This window comes from Actinopolymorpha cephalotaxi, assembly GCF_013408535.1.
GTDB lineage: Bacteria > Actinomycetota > Actinomycetes > Propionibacteriales > Actinopolymorphaceae > Actinopolymorpha > Actinopolymorpha cephalotaxi.
Genome location: NZ_JACBZA010000001.1, coordinates 958,517 through 976,545 on the forward strand (window position 1 = coordinate 958,517; position 18,029 = coordinate 976,545).

The 18,029-nt window shown below is 71.5% G+C and carries 20 protein-coding genes and 1 tRNA gene; 13 read left to right on the forward strand and 8 right to left on the reverse strand.

Going from position 1 to position 18,029, the window contains the following annotated elements; genetic code table 11:
• The first annotated feature begins 37 nt into the window (after window positions 1-37).
• The 12 genes from FHR37_RS04330 to FHR37_RS04385 all read left to right on the forward strand — a co-directional run bounded on the left by FHR37_RS04330 (window position 38) and on the right by FHR37_RS04385 (window position 10,850).
• Window positions 38-3,349, forward strand: a complete 3,312-nt coding sequence (locus FHR37_RS04330; protein WP_092887526.1) for a ribonuclease E/G — start codon at window positions 38-40, stop codon at window positions 3,347-3,349.
• A gap of 199 nt (window positions 3,350-3,548) precedes the next feature.
• Window positions 3,549-3,860, forward strand: a complete 312-nt coding sequence (gene rplU, locus FHR37_RS04335) for a 50S ribosomal protein L21 (RefSeq protein WP_092887529.1) — start codon at window positions 3,549-3,551, stop codon at window positions 3,858-3,860.
• Window positions 3,861-3,917: 57 nt separating this feature from the next.
• On the forward strand, window positions 3,918-4,172 hold the full coding sequence (gene rpmA / locus FHR37_RS04340; protein ID WP_092887532.1) for a 50S ribosomal protein L27: 255 nt from the start codon (window positions 3,918-3,920) through the stop codon (window positions 4,170-4,172).
• Window positions 4,173-4,316: 144 nt separating this feature from the next.
• Window positions 4,317-5,678 carry a GTPase ObgE gene (gene obgE / locus FHR37_RS04345; protein ID WP_092887535.1) on the forward strand — a complete coding sequence of 454 codons (1,362 nt, stop codon included), beginning with the start codon at window positions 4,317-4,319 and terminating at the stop codon, window positions 5,676-5,678.
• A gap of 7 nt (window positions 5,679-5,685) precedes the next feature.
• Window positions 5,686-6,837 carry a glutamate 5-kinase gene (proB, locus tag FHR37_RS04350; RefSeq protein ID WP_237769027.1) on the forward strand — a complete coding sequence of 384 codons (1,152 nt, stop codon included), beginning with the start codon at window positions 5,686-5,688 and terminating at the stop codon, window positions 6,835-6,837.
• A 26-nt stretch (window positions 6,838-6,863) separates the two neighbouring features.
• On the forward strand, window positions 6,864-7,220 hold the full coding sequence (locus FHR37_RS04355; RefSeq protein WP_237769028.1) for a hypothetical protein: 357 nt from the start codon (window positions 6,864-6,866) through the stop codon (window positions 7,218-7,220).
• Between the two features lie 89 nt (window positions 7,221-7,309).
• A complete protein-coding gene (locus tag FHR37_RS04360; protein ID WP_092887721.1) occupies window positions 7,310-8,587 on the forward strand; it encodes a glutamate-5-semialdehyde dehydrogenase in 1,278 nt (425 codons plus the stop codon).
• 80 nt (window positions 8,588-8,667) lie between these two features.
• Window positions 8,668-8,808, forward strand: a complete 141-nt coding sequence (locus FHR37_RS04365; RefSeq protein ID WP_175542737.1) for a hypothetical protein — start codon at window positions 8,668-8,670, stop codon at window positions 8,806-8,808.
• 52 nt (window positions 8,809-8,860) lie between these two features.
• Window positions 8,861-9,463 carry a nicotinate-nucleotide adenylyltransferase gene (gene nadD / locus FHR37_RS04370; protein ID WP_237769036.1) on the forward strand — a complete coding sequence of 201 codons (603 nt, stop codon included), beginning with the start codon at window positions 8,861-8,863 and terminating at the stop codon, window positions 9,461-9,463.
• Window positions 9,464-9,540: 77 nt separating this feature from the next.
• Complete coding sequence (gene rsfS / locus FHR37_RS04375) at window positions 9,541-10,017, forward strand: ribosome silencing factor (RefSeq protein WP_092887541.1); 477 nt, start codon at window positions 9,541-9,543, stop codon at window positions 10,015-10,017.
• Window positions 10,014-10,652, forward strand: coding sequence for a histidine phosphatase family protein (locus FHR37_RS04380; RefSeq protein WP_092887544.1), 639 nt, complete (start codon window positions 10,014-10,016; stop codon window positions 10,650-10,652). Before rsfS ends, FHR37_RS04380 begins: the two co-directional genes overlap by 4 nt.
• Before the next feature lie 125 nt (window positions 10,653-10,777).
• Window positions 10,778-10,850 (forward strand) — tRNA-Ala (locus FHR37_RS04385).
• A 110-nt stretch (window positions 10,851-10,960) separates the two neighbouring features.
• On the opposite strand, the gene FHR37_RS32905 is transcribed toward FHR37_RS04385, so the two are convergent.
• The 4 genes from FHR37_RS32905 to FHR37_RS04405 all read right to left on the reverse strand — a co-directional run bounded on the left by FHR37_RS32905 (window position 10,961) and on the right by FHR37_RS04405 (window position 13,821).
• The gene (locus tag FHR37_RS32905; protein ID WP_175542738.1) at window positions 10,961-11,710 is read right to left on the reverse strand and encodes an aminoglycoside adenylyltransferase domain-containing protein; all 750 of its coding nucleotides are present in this window, start codon (window positions 11,708-11,710) and stop codon (window positions 10,961-10,963) included.
• Window positions 11,711-11,843: 133 nt separating this feature from the next.
• Complete coding sequence (locus FHR37_RS04395) at window positions 11,844-12,560, reverse strand: GAF and ANTAR domain-containing protein (protein WP_092887550.1); 717 nt, start codon at window positions 12,558-12,560, stop codon at window positions 11,844-11,846.
• A gap of 458 nt (window positions 12,561-13,018) precedes the next feature.
• Window positions 13,019-13,372 carry an MmcQ/YjbR family DNA-binding protein gene (locus FHR37_RS04400; RefSeq protein WP_237769029.1) on the reverse strand — a complete coding sequence of 118 codons (354 nt, stop codon included), beginning with the start codon at window positions 13,370-13,372 and terminating at the stop codon, window positions 13,019-13,021.
• Window positions 13,369-13,821, reverse strand: a complete 453-nt coding sequence (locus FHR37_RS04405) for a TIGR03618 family F420-dependent PPOX class oxidoreductase (protein ID WP_092887553.1) — start codon at window positions 13,819-13,821, stop codon at window positions 13,369-13,371. The genes FHR37_RS04400 and FHR37_RS04405 overlap by 4 nt, the downstream gene beginning before the upstream one ends.
• A 91-nt stretch (window positions 13,822-13,912) precedes the next feature.
• Between FHR37_RS04405 and FHR37_RS04410 the strand changes: the two genes are divergently transcribed.
• Window positions 13,913-14,245, forward strand: coding sequence for a DUF6191 domain-containing protein (locus FHR37_RS04410; RefSeq protein ID WP_175542739.1), 333 nt, complete (start codon window positions 13,913-13,915; stop codon window positions 14,243-14,245).
• Window positions 14,246-14,283: 38 nt separating this feature from the next.
• Here FHR37_RS04410 and FHR37_RS04415 read toward each other — a convergent pair whose 3' ends face one another.
• The 4 genes from FHR37_RS04415 to FHR37_RS04430 form a co-directional block, all read right to left on the reverse strand.
• Window positions 14,284-14,850: a COG4315 family predicted lipoprotein gene (locus FHR37_RS04415; protein WP_139239133.1), complete on the reverse strand. Its 567-nt coding sequence runs from the start codon at window positions 14,848-14,850 to the stop codon at window positions 14,284-14,286.
• A 7-nt stretch (window positions 14,851-14,857) separates the two neighbouring features.
• Window positions 14,858-15,283: a COG4315 family predicted lipoprotein gene (locus FHR37_RS04420; protein WP_092887559.1), complete on the reverse strand. Its 426-nt coding sequence runs from the start codon at window positions 15,281-15,283 to the stop codon at window positions 14,858-14,860.
• 123 nt (window positions 15,284-15,406) lie between these two features.
• On the reverse strand, window positions 15,407-16,510 hold the full coding sequence (locus FHR37_RS04425; RefSeq protein WP_092887562.1) for a S1C family serine protease: 1,104 nt from the start codon (window positions 16,508-16,510) through the stop codon (window positions 15,407-15,409).
• 300 nt (window positions 16,511-16,810) lie between these two features.
• Complete coding sequence (locus tag FHR37_RS04430) at window positions 16,811-17,893, reverse strand: adenosine deaminase (RefSeq protein ID WP_175542740.1); 1,083 nt, start codon at window positions 17,891-17,893, stop codon at window positions 16,811-16,813.
• Window positions 17,894-18,029 lie beyond the last annotated feature (136 nt).

Below are 18,029 nucleotides of genomic sequence, written 5' to 3' on the forward strand. Positions count from 1 at the left end.
CGCGGCTCACCAGCCCGGGGGCTGACAGGAGACAGACTTGCTCGAAAACGAGCCCGGCGCCGAAACGGGCGCGACACCCGAACACTCCGATCGACCCGCTGCCGACACCGGCGGCTCGCCGCCGCAGGCAGACGGCCCGCCGCAGGAGGCGGAGCCCACCACGCCGCGCCGCACCACCCGTAAGCGTGTGAGCCGGGCGAAGAAGGCTGCCGCCGCGCCGGCCGAGCCCGCCGCGGAAGCGGAGTCCCCGTCAGGTTCGGCTGATGGCTCAGCCGACAGTGCGACCGACAGTGCGCCCGACGGCGTGACCGACGGTCCGGCCGAGGAGCAGAAGCCGGCGCCCCGTAAGCGAGCCGCCGCCAAGCGCACCCGGGCCAAGAAGGCCGCCGCCCCGAAGGACGATCAGCCGAAGCCGGATCAGGCGGACGACACTCCGCAGGAGAACGCCCAGCCGGAGACCTCCTCGCCGGCCGAGTCGGTGCCGGCCGAGTCGGTGCCGGCCGAGTCGGCGCCGGTCACAGGTGGCGAGCCGGCAGTGACCCAGCCCGCCGCGACCACCGAGGCACCGCCGGTGGTGGCCTTCCAGCCGCCGACCGTGCTGTTCCAGCCGCCGGCGATCGAGACCGCACCGACGGCTCCCGCCGCGAAGTCTCCTGCGGGAGAGCAGGCCGAGTCCGGCGAGCAGAAGCCGTCGCGGCGCCGGCGTACCCGCGGCGGGGCGGCCGCGGAAGCCGCCGAGCCGGCGGCCACCTCCGAGACCGCGGCGACCTCGGTGACCTCCGAGACCGCGGACACCGACCAGCAGGACCGGCAGGACCAGGCCGCCGAGGCGGACAAGTCCGCCGACGGCGCCGGCAGGTCCACCCGCGGACGGCGTGGCCGCAAGGCCGAGCCCGTCGCGGAGGAACCCGACAGCGACGACTCCGACGACGGCGAGGAGTCCGAGGGCGGACGCCGTCGCCGTCGCCGTCGTGGCGGGCGCCGCAGGAACAAGACCGGCGCCGACGACGACTCCACCGACTCCACCTCCGACGACGGGGGCCAGGCCGGCACCGACGACGCGGGGGAGTCCCCGGAGTCGCAGGCGTCGGACGACTCCGAGGACGACGACTCCGACGAGGACGGTGGCGGCTCGCGTCGCCGCCGGCGCCGTCGCCGCCGTCGCGGTGAGTCCGCGGACGCCTCGCCCGACGACCCCGAGCACACCGTCGTCAAGGTGCGCGAACCCCGTAAGGGCGACGACGAGCCGAGCGCCCTGGAGGGCTCGACCCGGCTCGAGGCCAAGAAGCAGCGGCGGCGCGAGGGCCGGGAGGCCGGGCGCCGTCGTCCGCCGATCCTCACCGAGTCGGAGTTCCTGGCCCGCCGTGAGGCCGTCGAGCGCACGATGGTGATCCGTCAGCAGCGTGACCGGACCCAGATCGCGGTGCTCGAGGACGACGTACTCGTCGAGCACTACGTCACCCGCGAGTCGCAGTCGTCGATGATCGGCAACGTCTACCTCGGGCGGGTGCAGAACGTTCTGCCCAGCATGGAGGCGGCGTTCATCGACATCGGCCGCGGCCGCAACGCGGTGCTCTACGCGGGCGAGGTCGACTGGACCAGCCTGGGCCACGAGAACCAGCCCCGCCGGATCGAGCTCGCGCTCAAGTCTGGGCAGAGCGTGCTGGTCCAGGTCACCAAGGACCCGATCGGCCACAAGGGTGCCCGGCTGACCAGCCAGGTGAGCCTGCCCGGCCGTTACCTCGTCTACGTACCCCACGGCTCGATGAACGGCATCAGCCGCAAACTTCCCGACACCGAGCGCAGCCGGCTCAAGGCACTGCTGAAGGACATCGTTCCCGACGAGGCGGGTGTGGTCGTACGCACCGCTGCCGAGGGCGCGAGCGAGGACGAACTCTCCCGCGACGTCGCCCGGCTGAAGGCTCAGTGGGAGGCGATCGAGAAGAAGACCGCCAACGGCCAGGCGCCCAACCTGCTCTCCGCCGAGCCCGACCTGCTGATCAAGGTCGTACGAGACCTGTTCACCGAGGACTTCGCCCGCCTGGTCGTCTCCGGTGACGAGGCCTGGGAGATGGTCGAGGGGTACGTCGAGCACGTGGCGCCGCACCTCGCCGACCGGCTGGAACGCTGGGCGAAGCACGACGACGTGTTCACCTCGTTCCGGATCGAGGAGCAGATCGTGAAGGCTCTGGACCGGAAGGTGTGGCTGCCCTCCGGTGGTTCGCTGGTGATCGACCGCACCGAGGCGATGACCGTCATCGACGTCAACACCGGGAAGTTCACCGGCGCCGGTGGCAACCTCGAGGAGACCGTCACCCGGAACAACCTCGAGGCCGCCGAGGAGATCGTGCGCCAGCTCCGGCTGCGCGACATCGGCGGGATCATCGTCGTCGACTTCATCGACATGGTGCTGGAGTCCAACCGCGACCTCGTGCTCCGCCGGCTGGTGGAGTGCCTCGGCCGCGACCGGACCAAGCACCAGGTGGCAGAGGTCACCTCGCTCGGCCTGGTCCAGATGACGCGTAAGCGGATCGGCACCGGCCTGCTGGAGTCGTTCAGCGAGCCGTGTGAGGCGTGCTCGGGACGCGGCGTGAAGGTCCGCCTCGAGCCCGTCGAGGCGCCCTCGCAGCCCAGCGGTGAGGAGGAGCCCGGCCGGCGCTCCCGCCGTCGGCGCCGTGGTGGCGGCGGTGGCGGCAACGGCGTCGCCGAGCCGATCGACGCCGAGCCCGTGGACGCCGAGCCGGTCGAGGCGGAGTCCGTGGACGCCGAGCCGGTCGAGGCGGAGTCCGCCGAGGCTGTCCAGTCCGAGGCTGTCGAGTCCGAGGCTGTCGAGTCCGAGGCAGCCGAGGTCGGGTCGGAGTCCGAGGACGCGATCGCCGACAAGGCCGAAGCTGAGCAGCCGCAGGCCGAGCCGGCGGAATCCGCACCGGTTGTCGCCGCGCCGGCGAAGGCCGCACCGGTCAAGACCGTGCCGGTGGCCACATGGGTGGACGTCGGAGCTACCCGTCCGGAGGCAGCCGAGCCCGCGTCCCCCGGGCCGGCGGTCGGCATGCCCGGAACGTCCGGTACGCCGGAAGCGTCGGGTACGCCACAGCCGGTCCAGGAAGCGCAGCCGGCCCAGGAGGCGCAGCCCACCCAGGAAGCGCAACCGACCCAGGACGCGGAGCCGGGGCAGGACGCGACCCAGGACGCACACGAGACGCAGGAGACACAGGAGGCGGCCCGCAACGGCGCGGAGCCCGCAGCCACGTCCGAGGAACCGTCCGGCGCCCCCGAGGAGGAGTCGCCGGAAGACTTCGGTGGCCGTCCCGCCCGTCGGCGCGGCCGCCGTCGGGTGTCCGCCGAGTAGGTCCGCGGGTGCCCGGTCCGAGCAGAACACCCGACGCGGGTGCCCGGTGGCAGGTCCACCGGCGCCCGCCGGGTGGCCCGGCTTTGATCCGCGCCGAGGGCCTGCGGTAGTCTGATCCGTCGGCGCGGTGTCCGCGCCATCTTCGCGCGTCCGTTCCCCGCGACGCGCTCCCGAACGTCCGAAGAGAGTGAGACCAGCGGTGTACGCGATCGTGCGCAGTGGCGGCCGGCAGCACAAGGTGGCCGTCGGCGACGTCCTCGAGGTCAACCGACTGGCCGAGCAGACGGGTTCGACGGTGCAGCTTCCGGCCGTCCTCGTCGTCGACGGTGAGAGCGTCACGTCCGACGCCGCGGCGCTCGGCAAGGTCTCGGTGACCGCTGAGGTGCTCGGTGCCGCCAAGGGCCCGAAGATCCATATCCTGAAGTTCAAGAACAAGACCGGTTACCGCCGGCGCCAGGGCCACCGCCAGGCGCTGACCAAGGTCAAGGTCACCGACATCAAGCAGGGCTAGTCCGTCAGGCACCACCTCCGGACCAACCCACCGAATAAGACCAAGGGCTGACATCTCATGGCACACAAGAAGGGCGCCTCGTCCTCGCGGAACGGGCGCGACTCCACCTCCAAGCGACTCGGTGTCAAGCGCTACGGCGGCCAGCTCGTCAACGCCGGTGAGATCATCGTCCGCCAGCGCGGCACCCACTTCCACCCGGGCTTCAACGTCGGGCGGGGCGGCGACGACACGCTGTTCGCGCTGTCCGCGGGCACCGTGGAGTTCGGGAGCCGCCGCGGTCGTCGCACCGTCAGCATTCTCCCGAGCGCGTAAGCCACACCCGGACACACATGGGGCGGGGCGGGCCATCTGGGCCCGCCCCTTACCTGTTTGACCAGCAGTCTTTGACCAGCAGTCGCGCGAGTGGCGTAGGCGGTTGGCTCCAGTAGAGCGGTTCCAGCAGGGAGGAGGTGCGCCGTGGCGGTCCCCACGTTCATCGACCGGGTGACGCTGCATGTGTCCGGCGGTGACGGCGGCCATGGCTGCGCCTCGGTCCACCGGGAGAAGTTCAAGCCTCTCGGCGGCCCGGACGGCGGCAACGGCGGCCGGGGCGGCAGCGTCGTCCTCGAGGTCGCTCCCAACCTCACCACGCTGGCCGACTACTACCACGCACCCCACCGCCGGGCGGCCAACGGCCGGCCCGGCCAGGGCAGCAACCGCGCCGGTGCCGACGGTGAGGACCTCGTGCTGCGGGTGCCCGACGGCACGGTCGTGAAGACCACCGGGGGCGATGTGCTGATCGACCTGGTGGGCGCCGGGACGTCCTACGTCGTCGCCGCGGGCGGCAACGGCGGTCTGGGCAATGCCGCGCTGGCCTCGGCTCGCCGCCGCGCCCCGGGGTTCGCGCTTCTCGGCGAGCCCGGCGACCGCAGCAGCATCGTGCTGGAGCTCAAGCTCGTCGCCGACGTCGGGCTGGTCGGGTTTCCCAGTGCCGGCAAGTCCAGCCTGATCGCCGCGATGTCCCGGGCCCGGCCGAAGATCGCCGACTACCCGTTCACCACGTTGGTGCCCAACCTCGGCGTGGTGACCGCGGGCGACACGACCTTCACCGTCGCCGACGTCCCCGGCCTGATCGAGGGCGCGAGCGAGGGAAGGGGCCTCGGCCACGAGTTCCTGCGCCACGTCGAGCGCTGCAGCGCGCTGTGCCACGTGATCGACTGCGCGACGATCGAGCCGGGCCGCGACCCGCTGTCCGACCTGGACATCATCGAGGCCGAGCTCGCCGCGCACGGCGGGCTGGAGGACCGGCCGCGCCTCGTCGTACTCAACAAGGTCGACGTGCCCGACGCCCACGACCTGGCCGAGATGGTGAAGCCCGAGCTCGCCGCGCGCGGGCTGCTCGTCTTCGAGGTGTCCGCGGCCACGCACGCCGGCCTGGTCGAGCTGTCGTACGCCATGGCACGTCTGGTCCAGGGCCGGCGCGCGAGCGCCGAACCGGCCGAGCCCACCCGGATCGTGATCCGTCCCCGGGCGGTCGACGAGTCCGACTTCACCATCAACCGTGAGGGCGAGGTGTGGCGGGTGCGCGGGCGCCGTCCCGAGCGGTGGGTACGCCAGACCGACTTCAGCAACGACGAGGCCGTCGGCTACCTCTCCGACCGGCTGAACCGGCTCGGCGTCGAGGACAAGCTCCGCAAGCTGGGCGCCCAGCGTGGCGACGCGGTGGCGATCGGCGAGGAGGACAACGCCGTGGTGTTCGACTTCGACCCCAGCGTGGAGTCCGGCGCCGAACTGCTGCAGGGTCCACGAGGCAGCGATCCCCGGCTGGACGGCCGGTGACCGACCGGTGACCAGAGGGTTGCGCACCGACGTGACGGCCGCCGAACGCGTGGTCGTCAAGGTCGGGTCGTCCTCTCTCACCACCTCGCGCGGCGGCATCGCCCAGGACCGCATCGACGCGCTCGTCGACTCACTCGCCACCCGCCGCGCGGCCGGCACCGAGATCGTGCTGGTCTCCTCCGGCGCGATCGCGACCGGCTTCGCCCCGCTCGGACTGCGTACCCGCCCGCGTGACCTGGCCACCCAGCAGGCGGCGGCGAGCGTCGGCCAGGGACTCCTCGTGGCCCGCTACACCGAGGCGTTCGGCCGGCACGGCTTCCGGGTGGCGCAGGTGCTGCTGACCCTCGACGACGTGACCCGGCGTTCCCACTACCGCAACGCCTACCGCACGATGGCGCGGCTGCTGGAGCTCGGCGTGGTGCCGATCGTGAACGAGAACGACTCGGTGGCCACCGAGGAGATCCGGTTCGGCGACAACGACCGGCTGGCGGCGCTGGTCGCCCACCTCGTGCACGCCGACCTGCTCGTCCTGTTGTCCGACGTCGACGGCCTCCACGACGGCGACCCGCGCCGGCCCGGCACCGAACGGGTGGAGGAGGTACGCAACGAAGCCGACCTGGCCCACGTGTCACTCGGCCGGTCGGGAAGGTCCGGCGTCGGCACCGGCGGCATGGCCACCAAGGTGGAGGCGGCCCGGATCGCGACCGCCGCCGGGGTTCCGGTGGTGCTGGCCGAGGCAGGCGACGCGGGCCGGGCGCTGGCCGGTGAGCGGGTTGGCACCTACTTCCACCGGACCGGCCGGCGACGTCCCATCCGGCTGCTGTGGCTGGCCCACGCGACCACGCCGCGCGGTCGGCTCCGGCTCGACGCCGGCGCGGTGCGCGCGGTCTGCGAGCGCCGTGCGTCCCTGCTCCCGGCCGGGATCGTGGCGGTGGACGGGACGTTCGAGGTGGGGGATCCGGTCGACCTGGTCGATCCCGAGGGCCGTACTGTCGCCCGCGGGCTGGTCAACTTCGACGCCCACGAGCTTCCCGACCTGCTCGGCCGTTCCACCAGGGACCTCGCTCGTGAGCTCGGTCCCGCCTACGAACGCGAGGTCGTCCACCGCGACGATCTCGTGCTTCTGCCCGAACGTGACCGTACGATCGCGCACACCTGACTCACGCACTGAAGAAAGGCGGCGGTGTGAGCTCCGACGAGACGCGGATGTGGCACATCACCGTGACGGTTGCCGGCGAACCCCACGATCCGGACGAAGTACGCGCCGGGCTCGAACGACTGGTCGAGGAGCGGCCGTTCCTGCTGACCGTGCGCTTCCAGCCGAACCGGGCGGAGGTGCGCTACTGGGAGCAGGCCACCGATCTTCTGGACGCGGCCTCGCTGGCGTTGCGGCTGTGGACCGAGCACCGCGACAGCGCGGGCCTGCCCCAGTGGGAGGTCATCGGCCTGGAGGTGCTCGACCGGGACACCTTCACCACCCGCGTGGACGAGGGAACCGCTCCGCCGCCGTTCGCCGGCATCGGCAGCGTCCGCCCGTACTGACCGGTTGATCTCGGCGTACGTCAGTAACCGGAGGGCCACGCGACCGCAATAGGATCGGGACCGTGACTGCTTCCGTGAACGCCGGCGCCGTGACCGCGGGCGCTGACACCGACCGTGAGCGCGCGGCCGTCCTCGACACCGCTGCCCGCGCCCGGGAGGCCGCCGTCGACCTGGCCGGCCGGTCCCGCGCCGACAAGGACGCCGCCCTGGCCGCGATGGGTGCCGCGCTGCGTACCGACGCGGCGACCATCGTCACCGCCAACGCGACCGACGTGGAGCGCGCCCGTGCGGCCGGGACACCGGACGCGATCATCGACCGGCTGCGGCTGGACGAGGGCCGGATCGCGGCGATGGCCGACGGCCTGACCCAGGTCGCCGCGCTGACCGACCCGGTGGGCGAGGTGGTCCGTGGCTTCACGTTGCCGAACGGTCTGGAGCTTCGCCAGGTACGCGTGCCGTTCGGCGTGGTCGGCATCATCTACGAGGCCCGTCCCAACGTGACCGCGGACGCGGCCGGCCTGTGCCTGAAGAGCGGAAACGCTGCCCTGCTGCGGGGTTCGTCCTCGGCGCGGGAGTCCAACGCCGCGATCGTCGACGTGCTCCGCAAGGCGCTGGTCGACGCCGGACTGCCCGCCGACGCGGTCCAGTTGGTGCCGGGCGACAGCCGCGAGTCGGTCGGGCACCTGATGCGGGCGCGCGGACTGGTCGACGTCCTCATCCCGCGTGGCGGCGCGAGCCTGATCCGCAGCGTCGTCGAGGGTTCCACGGTGCCGGTGATCGAGACCGGCGTCGGCAACTGCCACGTGTACGTCGACGCCGACGCCGACCTGGACATGGCCGTCTCGATCCTGCTGAACGCGAAGACCCAGCGCCCCAGCGTCTGCAACGCCGCGGAGACGTTGCTCGTGCACGCCGACGCCGCGGAGGCGTTCCTGCCGCGTGCGCTGGCGGCGCTGCGCGACGCGGGGGTGACGGTGCACGGCGACGCCAGAGTCGCGGCGTACGACGAGCTGGTCGTTCCGGCGACCGACACCGACTGGGACACCGAGTACCTCTCCCTCGACCTTGCCGCGGCGGTCGTCGACTCACTCGAGGACGCCTGCCGGCACATCCGCCGGCACGGCTCGGGCCATACCGAGGCGATCATCACCCGGTCGCAGCCGGCCGCCCGGCGGTTCGTCCAGGCGGTCGACTCCGCCGCGGTGGTGGTGAACGCCTCGACCCGGTTCACCGACGGCGGGGAGTTCGGGTTCGGCGCCGAGATCGGCATCTCCACCCAGAAGCTGCACGCACGCGGGCCGATGGGCCTGCCCGAGCTCACCTCGACCAAGTACGTCGTGGTCGGCGAGGGGCAGATCCGCGGCTGAGCGATCACCCGCCGGCAACGGGCGGCCGCCGGTCGGCCGGGGCGTCGTGCCCGCAGGGGTGCGGGGTAGGCTTTGCGGCCATGGCGTCCTTCGTACTTCTCGCACAGGAAGGCCCGGAGCTGCCCTTCCCCGGGCCGGTGTTCGGGCTCATCGCCTTCCTGATCCTGGTCGCGCTCCTGGCGATCCTGCTCGCCTTCGGCAAGGGCCGGCCGCACGCCTGAGCCTGGACTGGACGACGCAGATGCGTACGCACAGCCCGGCGGTCCGGAGGGCCTGGTGAGCGACCGACGTCCCCGACTCGGCGTGATGGGTGGCACTTTCGACCCCATCCACAACGGCCACCTGGTGGCCGCGAGCGAGGTCCAGGCCACGTTCGACCTGGACGAAGTGATCTTCGTACCCACCGGTCAGCCCTGGCAGAAGGGCGCCCGGCAGGTCGCGGAGGCCGAGGATCGCTATCTCATGACGGTGATCGCCACCGCGTCCAACCCGAGGTTCTCGGTGAGCCGGGTCGACATCGACCGGCCGGGGCTCACCTACACCGTCGACACGTTGCGTGACCTGCGGGCCGCGCGGGGGCCGGACGCGGAGTTCTTCTTCATCACCGGCGCGGACGCGCTGACCCAGATCCTGACCTGGCGCGACGTCGACGAGCTGTTCCAGATGGCGCACTTCGTCGGGTGCACCCGGCCCGGCCACACCTTCGAGATCGACGAGATTCCTCCCGACGCGGTGACGCTCCTGGAGATCCCGGCGCTGGCCATTTCCTCCACGGAGTGTCGCGAACGCGTCGCCGCGGGTCGCCCGATCTGGTACCTCGTCCCCGACGGCATCGTTCAGTACATCAACAAGAGGCGGATGTACCTCAAGCCGTGAGATCCTGGAACGGACCTTACGCCGAACAGATACGCCGTTCCGAAACGTTTGTCCCGGAATCGGCGAGAAAGGACCTCGTGCCCGCAACGACCGAAGCCGTCGAGCTGGCACAGCTGGCCGCATTGGCCGCTTCTGACAAGCAGGCCCGCGACGTCATCGCATTCGACGTCTCCGAGCGGCTCGCCATCGCCGACGCGTTCCTTCTGTGCTCTGCCACCAACGACCGTCAGGTCGGCGCCATCGTCCGGGAGATCCAGGACCGACTGGCTGCCGCCGGCCACAAGCCGTCCCGCCGCGAGGGCGACCGGGAAAACCGCTGGGTCCTGATGGACTACGGCGATCTCGTCATCCACGTCCAGCACGTCGAGGAGCGCGCCTTCTACGCGCTCGAACGACTGTGGCGGGACTGCCCCGAGATCAAGCTCCCCGAGGCCGTCACCGTGGGCGGTGGCCCTCGTGACCTGGCCGGAGACATGCCGGGTGACATGCCGGGTGACCTCTCCGGCGGCCTCCGCGGCGCGGAGGGGCCGCGTCCCACCGGAACCGACGCGTGACCGCCGCCAGGTTGGTGGTCTGGCGACACGGGCGGACCGGCTGGAACTACACGGACCGCTTCCAGGGGCAGACCGACATCCCGTTGGACGAGGTGGGGCTGCGGCAGGCCGAGGCCGCCGCGGCCCGGCTCGCCGCCCTGCGTCCGGCCGCCCTCGTGGCCAGCGACCTGCAACGCGCCGCCCAGACCGCGGCGGCGCTGGCCCGGTTGACCGGGCTGGAAGTGTCGTACGACACCGACCTGCGGGAGATCCACGTCGGCTCCTGGGCGGGCATGACGAAGGTCGAGTTCGCTGCCCGTCACCCCGACCTGCACGCCCGGATGGAGGCGGGGGAGGACGTCCGCCGCGGTGGTGACGGCGAGACGGTCGCCGAGGTCGCCGAGCGCGCGGAGAAGGCGTTCCGGCGGGCCACCGAACTCGTCGCCGACGGCGAGACCGTCGTGGTCGCCTCGCACGGCCTCGCCACCCGGGTCGGAGTCGCCCGCCTTGTCGGTCTCGCACCGGCTCACTGGGACGCGTTCGGCGGGTTGAGCAACTGCTCGTGGGTGGTCTGCGAGCCGGGGCGGCGAGGCTGGCGGATCGTGGAGTGGAACGCCGGCACGCTGCCCGAGCCGGTGCTCAGCGACGACCGCTGAGGCCGCCGGCCGGGTGGGTTCGGAGTCGTCCGGGGGCCGCGGCGAGCGGTCGGGATCTCCGGGGGTGCCCGGTTTCGCCTGTGCCGGGTGGACCCGATAGAGTGGGCCGCGCCCACACGGGCAAAGGGGCTGTAGCGCAGTTGGTAGCGCACCTCCATGGCATGGAGGGGGTCAGGGGTTCGAATCCCCTCAGCTCCACCGCAGGTTCAGAGGCCGGTTTCCCACGTCGGGACCGGCCTCTTCTCATGCCGTACGGCAGTCATCGTCCGAGCCTGTCGAAGGCAGCCCCTCGCGTGGCCTCGCGCGGCTCATCCACGCGTAGCGTCACTGAGCCGGGTCGCCACCGCCGCGAGAAGCGCGTCGACCGCGGAGTCGGCCAGTGCGGCGTCCTCCCCGCGCCGAAGCGCCACCGCAGCATCGATCACGCCCGTGTCGGACCAGCGGGCACGAGCCCAGGCGGCACCTTCGAGTTTCGACCCGAGTACGTCGTCCTCGGCGAATCTCCATGCCCGGCACGCGTTCAGCACCGAGTAGAGAGTCGCCTTCTCGTGGGCGCGGTGCCAGGTCATGGATTCGTACATGGCGTCGAGGAGGGTGTGGCGGGGGACGTCGGCGAAGATCTCCCGCGCCGGGGGTCCGCTGATCGCGACACCGGACCGGTGCGCGATGGCCCGGTCCAGGACGTACCAGAAGCCGGATTCGGCAGCCGCGTCCAGATGGATGGCCGTCGGCATCCGTGGTCCGCCGTTGGCATTGACCTCGAAGTCGGCGCCCGCGGGACGCGAGCCCGCGACGTCGCGGCGGTAGAGCGTGAACTCCACGCCGCGGGCCGGACAACCCGCACTCGCCTCGACGACGGCACTCGCCACCGACCGCCTCTGCTGATCGGTCAGTGCGGCGCTCGACACGGCGGCGATGTCGATGTCGCTCTCACCGGGGACGTACCCGCCCAGGGCGACCGAGCCGACGAAGTACGTGCCGACAAGATCCGTGCCGAGGATGCGGAAGAGTGCGTCCGCCACCTGGTCGCCGAACGCTAGGACCTCGGGAATGATCACCTTCCCATCCTCGCCCGTCTCCCGGCTCGTGCAAACCTCACAGCACCACTTCCGTACTGCCATCGAACGCGGTGCGCTCGCTGCGCTGACCGGGCTACGGCGGCGCGTGTTCGGTGTCCTCGAGGGACACGGTTCAGGCGCCGACGTCCTGGCCGGGCGGGTTCGGGCTCTGCCGCGGCTGGACGACCTGCCGGGCGACCTCCCGCAACGTGAGGTTGCGGCTCTGGCAACGCTGCCGCAGCAGGCTGAGCGCGTGTTCCTTGTCGACCCGGTGGCGCTCCATCATGATCCCGATCGCCGTAGCGATCTCGGTCCGGCTGATCAGGGCGTCCTGCAGTCGCGTCGGCTGCCGGCTGAGGGCGAACATCATGGCGAGCTGGGAGGCGTACAGGCGCCCGGCGGACTCCGCACCCGCGGCGAAGGCGTCCGGCCGGTCGGCGTAGAAGTTCAGGGAGCCGGCCGTGCCGTCCCAGGCGAACACGTGCGCCGACAGCATGCCGCCGACGCCCAGAGCCACCGCGGCGGGCGCGAATGCCGGCCATCGTGGGTCGGTGGCCAGGTCACTGACCAGGTGAACGGGTCCACTGCGCAACGACGCGACACACGGTCCCTCACCGAAGCGGTACTGCACCGCGTCCACGTGCAGCACGAAGTCGTCGGTGACCGCGAAACTGTCCAGGGAGCCCTGTTGATCGCGCAGCGTGACCCCTGCTGCGACCGCGCCGGGCACCGCCGTCACGGCGGCCCTGGTCAGCCGGCCGAGGGACGACTCGGGGGACTCGTTGGAAGACAGGGCGTGGGTGAACCCGTCGAGCGCATCCGTGAGCCGCTGGTCGTCTGCCCCGTCCATCCACAATCCCAACGCCGCTGCCGGATTTCCTCGCACCGTTCACCCGGCGGAAGTCGGTGGCTTCGGCCGAGGTTGCGGAAAGGCTAGACCGGGTTCGTCCCACTCGCTGGCGGAGATTTCCCTGCGGTGGTTCACGTTCGAACGGCTGTCCGAACCCGAGCGGGCACGCACACGTGCGCAGTTGCTGTCGGGGGCCCGATCCGCTGGACCACACGGAGGTCACCGCTCACCGGCGACGGGGGAACGCCGGGGGCAGTGATGTGATCCAGCGGATCGGTGCCCGAACGCTACTCCAACGCGGTCTAACCACGCACTTCGGGAGCGATCATGACGAGCAACGTGGCCCACAACGGCCATCGCGGCCGTCCGAATCACGGATCGGCGCTGACAATAGCGAGTTGACACCACGCCGCGCGGTCGTACGCGAGCAGAACGTCAGAACGTCCGCTCGGGGACGGTCAGGGGGTGGGGATATGGGCGCGGACGGCCCGGGGGAGCTTGGCGACAACGAGTTCGTAGGAGTGGTCGATCATCCACCGCAGTTCGTCGTCATCGACGGAACCGTCCAGTTCGACGGTGTTCCAGTGCCGCTTGTTCTGGTGGTAGCCGGGTCGGACGGACGGATGGCGGGCCCGCAACTCCAGCGCGACGTCCGGGTCGCACTTGAGGTTCGTGGTCGGGCTGCCCTCGAGTGGCACCAGCGCGAAGATCCGGCCGCCCACCTTGAACACCGCCACGCCCTCGCCGAAGGGATAGTCCTCGACCGCGCCGGGCATCGCGGCGCAGGTGGCGAGCAGGTCGTCTCGGGTCACGAGGTCTGGGCGTTGGTGTAGACGCGCCGGGGAACGACGAGCACGGCGGCCCGCCGCTCCTGTGCCATCACCCGGTCGTAGGTTTCCCAGTCGTCGTGCGTTCCACCGGCGGCGGAGAAGACGTCCCGCAACAACAGCCGCAGTGCCTCGTCGTCGACATCGGGATGCGGGTCGTCGGGGCCGATGATGTCGACGTCACCCTCGACGGCCGCCCACTGCCAGCCCGCCCGGACGACGACCGTGGCCCGGGGGTCGGCGCGCAGGTTGCTCAGTTTGCGGCTCCCGCCGATCGCGACGAGGCCGACCACCCGCCCGCCTCGCAGCGGGTGCTCCAGGTCCCCGGCGTTGACCACCGACGACTGGATGCTGCCGTCGCCTCGCAACGTGCTCAGCACGCACAGGCCGTGGTCGGCGGGGATCAGCTCCGCGAACGCGGTGAGGTCGTTCATGGCCCGGAGCCTACGAGGGCCCGCCGACACCTGTGCGGACTTACGTGGATTTTCGATCCCCGGTCGCGCGATCGCCGGTTACCGTGACCGGGTGGAGCTGGTCTTCGGGCTGACCGTTCCGGCGGTCGTCGTCCTCCTTGTCGTCTTCTGGGCGTACGACAAGGTGCAACAGCGGCGTGGCAGGCGGCAGGGTACGCCGCTGTCGTCGACGTACCTGAACGAGTTCACGGCGGTGTTCCACGCGACCAAGCGGACCGAGCTGGAGCACCGGGAGTCGGTCTCGCTGATCCGCGAGGAGGACCCCCAGGGAGCCCCGCCGGGCTTCGGCGTCGACCTGGACCGTGGCGTGGTCGTTCTCCCACCAGGCAAGGCAGATCCCCGCTCCCGCGCGGACTCCGGCAACGGCCCACCGCACCGCTCGTAGGGCGAAGGGCCCGGCATCGGGCTCAGCGGTCCAGGGGTTCAGCGGTCCAGGGGGACGCTGGCCGGTGCGCCGGCAGGGACTCGGACGGCTCGCCAGACGAACGGTTTGGTAGGTCCGGTCCCCGTGACGAAGCCGTCGCCGCGTGCCTCACCCGGCCTCTCGTCGCCGACGAACGTGTACGCGCGGTGGCCGTCGATCGTCAGTTGGTGCAGCCCGCCGGGCCGGGGGAGTACGGAGAGTTCGAGGGAGAGGCCGGCGGGATGCCGTGGGACGTCCGGCACCCGGACAAGGACGGAGTGCCACACGTTGGTGCAGACGCCGACGCAACGCGGGACCTTGTTGTACGGCGTTCCGTTGTTGTGGTAGATCGTGTTGCCGGCCGCGTCGGTCAGCACCCGCCCGAGTCCCGGAACGACGCGCGTGTGCACCAGGTTCGGGCCCGCCGTCGGCTGGTAGGTCGCCGGCTGGCTGGGGGCCAGTCCGGCCGGTGAGCCAGGCGTCGTCTGTGACGGGGCCCGGCCCTGACAGCTCGCGATGACCAGGCAGCCGACCAGGCAGGCGACGAGTACCGCCGCGGCTCGCTTCGGGATCGTTCGGTTGGTCATCTCCACCTCAGCGCGGATGAGTGGGCGTGGCCCCCGGGGTGCCGGGGCGGAGGGGGAGGCTGTCCGGTGCCTTCGCCGGCAGTTGGACGACCCCCCAGGTGACCATCGGGCCGTTGGGCCCGATACCGGTGATGAAGTTGATGCCGTGGGCGTCCCCGGGCACCTTGTCGTCGACGAACGTGTACGCACGGCGGCCGCCGATCGTCAGCTGGTCGAGTCCGCCGGGTCGCGGAAGGACGGACACCTTCAGGCCGGTCCCCGGTAGGTCCGGTGCGAGGGTTCGGGCGGCGACGACGACCGGGTGCCACACGTTGGTGCAGACACCGATGCAGTGCGGTTTGCGCGGATCCTTCGGCCCGTCGTGGACGTAGACCGTGTGGCGGCTAGCGTCGGTCAGCACCCTGCCCACGCCGGGGATGACGAGGGTGCCCAACCGTGGTCGATCCGTCTCAGGTCGGGCGGCGGGCGACCTGGAGCCCGGCGCCGACTTCCCGGCTCTCCGCATTCCTTCCACCCCCTGCCTGGTCCATGCCGTACGCCGTCCGGGTCGGACGGCTCAGCTGTGTGCGGTGAGCATGCGCGTCACCAGAGCCTTCGCGTCGTTGATGGGAATGGCGAAGTTCAGCCCTGTGGAGGCGCCGCCGGCGACCGGGTGATAGACCGAGGAGGTCATCCCGATCACTTCGCCACGCATGTTGACCAGGGCGCCGCCTGAGCTGCCGGGGTTGACCGCGGCGTCGGTCTGGATTGCCTTGTACGTGACCGGCGGGCCGTTCCCGGCGAGACCCGACTTGGCGCCGGCCACCCGGATGGTGCGGTTCAGGGCACTGACGATCCCCTCCGACACCGACCCCTGCAGGCCCTCGGGCGAGCCCATCGCGATGACGGCCTCGCCGATCCGCGTTCTGCTGGAGTTGCCGAGTGGGGCGGGGGTGAGCCCACCGGTCTGCCGGACCTGCAGAACCGCCAGGTCGGCGGCCGGGTCCGCCCCCACGAGCGTGGCCTGACGCACCTGCTGGCCGCGCGCCAGCCGGACGGTGAGGCTTCCGGCCGGCGAGGCGGGAGACACGACGTGGAAGTTGGAGAGGATCAGGCCGTTCGCGCTGAGCACGATGCCGGAGCCGACGGACGTTCCCGTGAGCGAGCGTGCGTGGATCTCCACCACGCTTGGGGTGAGCTTGGGGACGATGAGTGGAATCCGGACCGACGCGCCCCCGGGGAAGTCGCTGCCGAGCGCCCGGTTGGTGACGCTGGTCAGGTCGCCGGTGACCCTCAGCGGGCCATACCGCGTGGCGAGGTCGCTGACCGCTCCACCGAGAAGGCCGGCGAGCAGCAACGCGACCAGCAGGTGCTGACGCAGCCAGACCTGTAACCGCTCTACCCGCACCCACCGGCGGCCGTCGGAGGGCGTTCGCGGCGGCTCGGACGGCTCGGACTCCGCCCTGTTCTCGCGCGCTGGAGGCGGAGTTCGAGCAGGAGCCGGGCGGGGCCGTTGCGGCGGCAACCACAGGCCGGAGCCGGGCGGTCCGGGCTGCTCCGACTGCTCCGACTGCTCCGACTGCTCCGACTGCTCCGACTGCTCCGACTGCTCGGACGGCTCCGGCGCGGAGGACGACGGGTCGGAGGCGGAGCCAGACCGCCTCGGCTTCCACCACGCCATGTCCCGAGCCCTCCCCGCCCACGACTCCTCCGTACCCGCGTCCTCAGTACCTGCCCTACAGGCCGGGGGAGGGTCGGCGCGAGGACGGTTGGCCACCAGTACGGGGACAGTTCGTCCCGGGTGCTGACGGTGAGCCGCGCATTACGGCGCAACGGGCGGGTAAGTGCCGCGGCCGGTGCGCCGTGATCGCCTGACCGGTCGCCGCGAACGTCGACAGGTTTCCGGCAACGGTCCGCGGCGGTTACCGGGTTGCGCTTGTCGCGGTGGGCCTACCGCGTTGCGTCTACCAAGGCGCGCCGACTACGAGGAGGAGGTCCACGTCGTGAGGTAGCCGTCGATCTCCGCTGTCAAGCGCGTCTTGACATCCTCGGGCGCGAACGACGCGGTGACCGCGTTGCGTGCCAGGGCGGCGATGCCGCACTCGTCCAGGTCGAGCAGGTCGGCGGCCACTGCGTACTCGGTGTTGAGGTCGGTGGCGAACATCGGCGGGTCGTCGGAGTTGACGGTGACCAGGCAGCCGGCGGCGACCATGTCGGCGAGGGGGTGCTCGGCCAGCGTCGGCACCGCCCGGGTGGCGATGTTCGACGTGGGGCACACCTCGAGCGGGATCTGCTTCTCGGCGAGGTGGGCGAGCAGGTCGGGGTCGCGGGTGGCGGAGGTGCCGTGGCCGATGCGCTCGGCACCGAGGACGCGCAGCGCGTCCCAGATGGTCTCCGGCCCGGTCGTCTCACCGGCGTGCGGCACGCTGTGCAGTCCGGTCGCCCGGGCCGCGTCGAAGTGCGGCTTGAACTGCGGACGCCCGACGCCGATCTCCGGGCCGCCGAGGCCGAAGCTCACGAGTCCTTCCGGCGCCAGCCGGGTGGCCGCGTCCAGGGTGACGTCGGCGGCCGGGATCCCGGACTCACCGGAGATGTCGAAGCACCACCGCAGGACCAGGCCGAGGTCGCGTTCTGCCGCCAGCCGGGCGTCCTCGATGGCCTCCATGAACGCCTCACCGGGGATGCCGCGGTGGATGTGGGAGTACGGCGTGACCGTGAGTTCGGCGTACCGAATGCCCTGCGCGTGCATGTTCTCCGCCACGCCGTACGTCAGCGTGCGGACGTCCTCGGCGTCGCGGACCAGCTCGACCACGCTGAGGTAGACGGTGATGAAGTGCGCGAAGTCGGTGAACGTGAAGTACTCCGCCAGCTCGGCCTCGTCGGCCGGCACCCCCGCCTTCGGGTGCCGGGCGGCCAGCTCCGCCACGATGCGCGGGGACGCCGAGCCGACGTGGTGCACGTGCAGCTCCGCCTTCGGCAGGCCCGCGATGAAGGCCTGGTGCCGGTGCGGAAGGGCGGAGTTGTGCGGGGAGGGCGTCGTGGGCGTCGCCGGCATCGTGGACATGGCCCGAGAGTCTCGCACAGCCTCCTGAGGCCCGGCGGCGAACCTGACGGCAGAATGTCAGGTAACGCGGCAGAACCCCGCTCAGGAGTGACTTATCCCCTCGGAACGGCGGGCCACCCTGTGTAACCTGCCCGCC

What these genes read in the sequence shown, in the direction of transcription:
- FHR37_RS04395 (WP_092887550.1), bottom strand. Translation starts at nt 12,560, where the DNA reads ATGGACGGGGCAGACGACCAGCGGCTCACGGATGCGCTCGACGGGTTC.
- FHR37_RS04430 (WP_175542740.1), bottom strand. Translation starts at nt 17,893, where the DNA reads ATGTCCACGATGCCGGCGACGCCCACGACGCCCTCCCCGCACAACTCC.
- FHR37_RS04415 (WP_139239133.1), bottom strand. Translation starts at nt 14,850, where the DNA reads ATGACCAACCGAACGATCCCGAAGCGAGCCGCGGCGGTACTCGTCGCC.
- rpmA (WP_092887532.1), top strand. Translation starts at nt 3,918, where the DNA reads ATGGCACACAAGAAGGGCGCCTCGTCCTCGCGGAACGGGCGCGACTCC.
- FHR37_RS04405 (WP_092887553.1), bottom strand. Translation starts at nt 13,821, where the DNA reads ATGAACGACCTCACCGCGTTCGCGGAGCTGATCCCCGCCGACCACGGC.
- FHR37_RS04365 (WP_175542737.1), top strand. Translation starts at nt 8,668, where the DNA reads ATGGCGTCCTTCGTACTTCTCGCACAGGAAGGCCCGGAGCTGCCCTTC.
- FHR37_RS04425 (WP_092887562.1), bottom strand. Translation starts at nt 16,510, where the DNA reads ATGGCGTGGTGGAAGCCGAGGCGGTCTGGCTCCGCCTCCGACCCGTCG.